Annotated in this window: 5 protein-coding genes; all 5 read left to right on the top strand. The window is 47.6% G+C overall.

The annotated features are described in order from the left end of the window. The coding region (locus IQ235_RS18020) for a PD-(D/E)XK nuclease family protein (protein ID WP_264322796.1) at positions 1 to 620 on the top strand (620 nt) is incomplete at its 5' end. A 259-nt stretch (positions 621 to 879) separates the two neighbouring features. Then, positions 880 to 1,032: a hypothetical protein gene (locus tag IQ235_RS18015; protein WP_264322795.1), complete on the top strand. Its 153-nt coding sequence runs from the start codon at positions 880 to 882 to the stop codon at positions 1,030 to 1,032. Between the two features lie 260 nt (positions 1,033 to 1,292). Continuing rightward, entirely contained in the window at positions 1,293 to 1,928 is a 636-nt protein-coding gene (locus tag IQ235_RS18010; protein WP_264322794.1) for a cobalt-precorrin-8X methylmutase, read from the top strand. A 195-nt stretch (positions 1,929 to 2,123) separates the two neighbouring features. Then, complete coding sequence (locus tag IQ235_RS18005; protein ID WP_264322793.1) at positions 2,124 to 4,013, top strand: PAS domain-containing sensor histidine kinase; 1,890 nt, start codon at positions 2,124 to 2,126, stop codon at positions 4,011 to 4,013. A gap of 530 nt (positions 4,014 to 4,543) precedes the next feature. Further along, on the top strand, positions 4,544 to 5,343 hold an 800-nt coding region (locus IQ235_RS18000), incomplete at its 3' end, for a calcium-binding protein (RefSeq protein WP_319592621.1).

Below are 5,343 nucleotides of genomic sequence, written 5' to 3'. Positions count from 1 at the left end.
ACTATGCCTGCTGTCCCCAGCGGTTCGAGTTTTCCATCCTGCGCGGGCATCCGGGGTTAGGGGAAGGCATTGCCATTGCCGGACGCATCGGTACCCTCGTCCACAAAGCCCTAGAATCGGGAATTCGGGACATCGAAGCCCTAGCGCGGTTTGACCCTGGCATGGGGCGAGAATCCATCGAAGAGGCGATCGTCCTGGCGCAACAATTCGATCGCCATCCTAGCTACGCTTCAGTGCGTGAGGGGATAACAGCCCAAGAACAAAACATCCGCCTGACTTTTGCCGGCTTGACATTCAACGGGAGGGTCGATGCGATCGGGGAGGATTGGGTATTGGATTTCAAAACCGATCGGGAATTCGCTCCCGAATATCACCGCTTTCAACTCTGGGCATATGCTGAAGCTGTCGGGGCAAAGGTCGCTCGCATTGCCTATCTGCGTCACGATCTCCTCCATACTTTCGGGGCAAAGGATTTAGCGGTAACATCAAAAGAGGCTGCGACATTGGTGGGGCAAATTTTAGCCGGAGACTACACGGCAACTCCCTCCTCTGAAGTCTGTCGGGTCTGTCCTTATACTGAGATTTGCGAGTTTGCGGATGGAGCGGGCGATCGGGAATAAAGAGCGACCCATCAGCATGAAGCGGATAAAGACGCACCAAGTAGTACTCATTTCCGTTAACCTGCCCGCCACTCGCAACAAACCGTGATAAACATTTAATACTAGAAATTAAGATTTCTTTTTTTTGCTATTCTTTACCTAGAAAAAGAGCTAGTGTTTTTATTAGTAACGGATTTTATCTAGCTACTATTTTAATTTCGAGCGGTGCTAGTTAAAAGTCAGCAATCGAGTCCTTCTGAAATAAAAAAGAGGTCAAATAATGAAACCGATGATTTGGCATCCGGAAGAGAAAGATGCAAAAATTAACGAATATTTTCAAACTGCAAACCACGCCCCCTATATTACGATTTGGGCTATGGCTTTAATCTTGTTCTGTAGCCTTGCATCCATAATCGTCATTGGCGGTTTTTAGAGCGCGTCGCCCGCGCAAAATTTCACGACAACGTTTCTGTGAATTTTAACCCCCAAAGCGACATCAGGTTATTCCTCTATTGGGTATTTTAATTCTCTTAAGAATAATTCCCTCAGTTTCTAACTGGGGGTTTTGTGATTTTGGAGATAGTACCATTCCAAAATCAGCCATCGATAGAAGACAATATAAAAGGCAACCGGAGAACTTTGGGGCAAAACCCTGCCCCTGCTGCCTTTACTTTCCCTGCTTCCCCTACCTCCATGTCTAGCCATCTCAACCACCCGATCGTCCGAGAAAGCTTTGCCATTATCGATCGCGAGATCGGCGAGTGTTTTTTGAATCCTGCCGAATATGAGATTCTACGGCGAGTTATCCACAGTACCGCCGACTTCGAGTTCGAGCACCTAATCCGGTTTGGTACCGGGGCGATCGAAAGAGCGATCGCCGCCCTGCCCAGTTCCGTGCCGATTATCACCGATGTCACCATGGTGAAACAAGGTATCGCCACCATGGTCTCGAAAACCTTCGGCAACCCGATCGTTTGCGCGATCGATCGAGCACCATCGGCATTACCGGGAAGAACGCGCACCGAGACGGGAATGTTGGAGTGCTACGAGCAGTTTCCGCACGGAATCTATGTCATTGGCAACGCGCCAACAGCTTTGCTGGCACTGTGCGATCGTCTTGCGACATCCTCCGTTCGGCCCACCCTGGTGGTGGGTGCGCCCGTTGGTTTTGTCTCGGTACTCGAATCTAAAAAAGCTCTGGCGCAAACTGACGTACCGCAGATTCGCATTGAAGGGCGCAAGGGAGGTTCTCCCGTCGCCGCTGCAATTCTCAACGCTCTACTGGTGCTTGCTTGGGATGCAACAGAGGGCGAATCGCAAAAACACTAGCTCAACCTAACTTTGAGTCCCAACTTTATCAATCTTAACTTTGTCAATCTCTCTCAATTTCAATGAGTGAGATTTGCAGTATAAGTTGTCCTTTTCAAAGATTAAATAAATATTATACTTAGCGAGGTAGAAATCTAAAACTATTCTGTAAAATAAAAATAATAAACTAAAAATTTTCTTAATAGTAATTTAAAAATGAACACAAATGGCAACATTGCCAAAATAAGGTTTGCCAGCCAAAAGAAAAACGATCGCTGCATTAAAAAAGCAAAAATCCGATGGCTCGAGACCCTTCCACCAACGACGAGTGCTCCTCAAAAACTGCTCGATCTATCCTTGGAGATGCTATGTACGATCGGATTGGATGGCAACTTCAAACAAATCGCTCCCATGTGGACCGAGTGTTTGGGATGGTCGATTGAGGATTTACAGAGCCAGCCGTATTTTTCGTGGATACACCCAGAAGATAGAGCCGCGACGCGAGAATGTCTTTGGACTCTCCTTGAAGGCGATCTCGAAACCGTAACCTATAAAAATCGCTTTCTCAGCCGTAATAGAATTTATCGATGGTTGCGCTGGCAGGTGACATTTTGCCGGGATCGCAGACTCTTTTATGTCAACGTGCAAGATTTGGGAGAACGACCCGGATGCACTGTAGCTCGCCCCCAACCCCACTCCAATTTTAATTCTCCAGAAGAACACTTTCGCCTGCTCGTTGAAGGGGTGAAAGATTATGCCATCTATATGCTCGATCGACACGGACGGATCGTGAGTTGGAATCAAGGAGCCACACGTATTAATGGCTGGAGCGAACGAGAGATTCTCGGGGAGTCCATCGATCGCTTTTTTCCGCCAGAACAGGTTGCAACCGGGACTCCAGTTTCCTTGCTCGATCGAGCCATCCTCAATGGCAGAGTCGAGTACGAAAATTGGCGAATGCGCCGCGACGGGTCGCGCTTTTGGGCCCATGTCACAATCTCCTCCCTGCGTAACGAAAGCGGCGAACTGCGGGGCTTTGCCACGGTGACGCGAGATATCACCGAACGAAAACAATCATCCGAAGCCCTACAAACCGCTCATGACGAGTTGGAAAAGCGGGTAGAAGAACGAACGACCGAACTCAAAGATGCCAATGCCAAACTTCAAGAAGAAGTGCAAATTCGCAAACGGACGGCAACCGCATTGCGACAATCCAAAAATTCTTTGAAACAGCAAGCAAGAACGTTAGAGAAAGCATTGCGGAAACTGCAAACCACTCAAGCACAACTCATCCACACGGAAAAGATGTTGAGTTTGGGTCAGTTGGTGGCTGGAGTCGCCCATGAAATTAATAACCCCGTCAACTTCATTCACGGAAATCTCTCCTATTTAGATGAGTACGCGCGAGAATTGATCGACTCGATCGATCTATATCGGCAGCACGGTGATTGCTTAGCGCCTGAAATTCAAGATCGTCTCCAGGAGCTAGATTTAGACTTTATCCGTCAGGATATTCCTAAAATACTATCTTCGATGAAGGTCGGAACGCAACGGATTACCCACATCGTTCGTTCTTTAAGAAACTTTTCTCGTTACGATGAATCGCAACTCAAAAAAGTCGATCTTCACGAAGGTATCGAAAGCGCCCTATCGCTGCTGTCTTATCAATTAAATAATGCTGGAAATCGCATTCAAGTGGTGAAAGAGTATGACGAGTTACCGCTCGTTGAATGCTATGCCAGTCAGTTAAATCAGGTGTTTATGAACGTTTTTGCTAATGCGATCGATGCTTTCCCCATCGGTTCGGAAGGTATCGAGGGAGTTGGCAAGGCAATTGTTTGCATTCAAACTCAGGTCAAAGAAAAAACCGTTGCCATTCATATTTCCGATAATGGTATCGGCATGAGCGAGGAGGTTCGTACTCGAACGTTCGATCCCTTTTTTACGACCAAACCGATCGGGCAAGGAACGGGTTTGGGATTGTCGATCGGCTACGATATTGTCGTGAACCAACATGGAGGAACGTTCAATTGCATTTCTACACCGGGACAAGGTACGACTTTCAGCATTGAAATTCCGGTTGAGGCGATCGATCGAGGGGTGTGATAACGCTTCAGTAAAATCCCAATCTTTGCAGATTTGACCTTTGATACGCGACCGATTTGCTGTAATTATTGTAAAATGTCACCGGACTCTATCTGAGGACAAGTTACATTAAAGTTCGATCGGCAAAAATCGATTGTAAAAACTGACCCAATCGAAGTAAACTTGCGTAGTCTTCTATCTAAATTAAAATCAGGGGTTGAAGTGAGAGCATCTCGCTCGCACGATCTATCTATCAAAACGATCGAAATCGTTTTAGAGAATCCGAAAACCAGAAATTATTTAAAATAAAATATTTTCTGGTTTTGAATTCTGTCTTATTCCAAATTGGATAGGTCTTTAATATCGATCGATATTAAGGATGGCAAGAATTGGGGCAATATCAGCTCGATCCATTGGCCCAAAAACAGCACAGTTTCTCAACCCCAAGCAAAAACCATTTTTAGAGGTTTGAGAAAATGTGTTGTGGGGTGCGGGTTTCGCGAGTCAATAACCACACAAATCAAACCTCTTGAGACAAGGAACTAGGAATCATGATTGTCGGAACGGAAAATAACGATGTCCTGACAGGAACCCTCGTTGTCGATGAAATCGCCGCACTTTCTGGAGACGATCTCGCGTTTGGACTCGAAGGCAACGACGATATTAACGGAAACGATGGAAACGACGATATTAACGGAAATCAAGGAAACGATACCGTTCGTGGCGGACAGGGAAACGATACCGTTCGCGGTGGACTGAACGAAGATTTAGTCACCGGCGATCTCGGCAGCGATATTCTCTACGGCGATCGAGGAAACGATGTCTTGATGGGCGGTACGAGCGATGGCGGAGCCTTAGATGTCGCCGGAAACGACCTCATTTTTGGCGGGTCGGGAAACGATGTTGCCTTTGGCAACCAAGGAGACGACGTTATCTCCGGTGATGAAGGGGACGACCTGCTGTTCGGCGGTCAGGGAAACGATCGCATCTCCGGCGGTTCCGGGAACGATCGACTTTTCGGCAACCTGGGGGCAAACACCCTCACCGGTGGCGCGGGGACGGACTTTTTTCTCATTGGCGATGGTCCGACTGGAACCCTTGCGATTAATAATATTATCGATTTTCGTAAAGGGGAAGACTTCATCGAACTCGGCGGTGGCTTGACCTTTGCCGACTTGAGTTTGGGGGTTGGAACCAATGAAAATGCCGGCGGGACGATCGTTCAAAACGCTGCCACCGGAGACGTTTTGGCAATTTTGCAAAGCATCAGTCCCAACGAAGTCAATCAAAGTGACTTTCTCGAAGCTTTTCCCACCATTCCCACCACGCCGCTGCCCCCCGGTACCCCGCC

Origin of the sequence: Zarconia navalis LEGE 11467, assembly GCF_015207075.1 — a bacterium.
Lineage (GTDB): Bacteria > Cyanobacteriota > Cyanobacteriia > Cyanobacteriales > Geitlerinemataceae > Zarconia > Zarconia navalis.
This window is presented reverse-complemented; position numbering and strand designations above follow the sequence as displayed.

Excerpts from the sequence above, each read along its gene's own strand:
- IQ235_RS18005 (WP_264322793.1), top strand. The coding sequence starts at position 2,124 with ATGAACACAAATGGCAACATTGCCAAAATAAGGTTTGCCAGCCAAAAG.
- IQ235_RS18010 (WP_264322794.1), top strand. The coding sequence starts at position 1,293 with ATGTCTAGCCATCTCAACCACCCGATCGTCCGAGAAAGCTTTGCCATT.
- IQ235_RS18015 (WP_264322795.1), top strand. The coding sequence starts at position 880 with ATGAAACCGATGATTTGGCATCCGGAAGAGAAAGATGCAAAAATTAAC.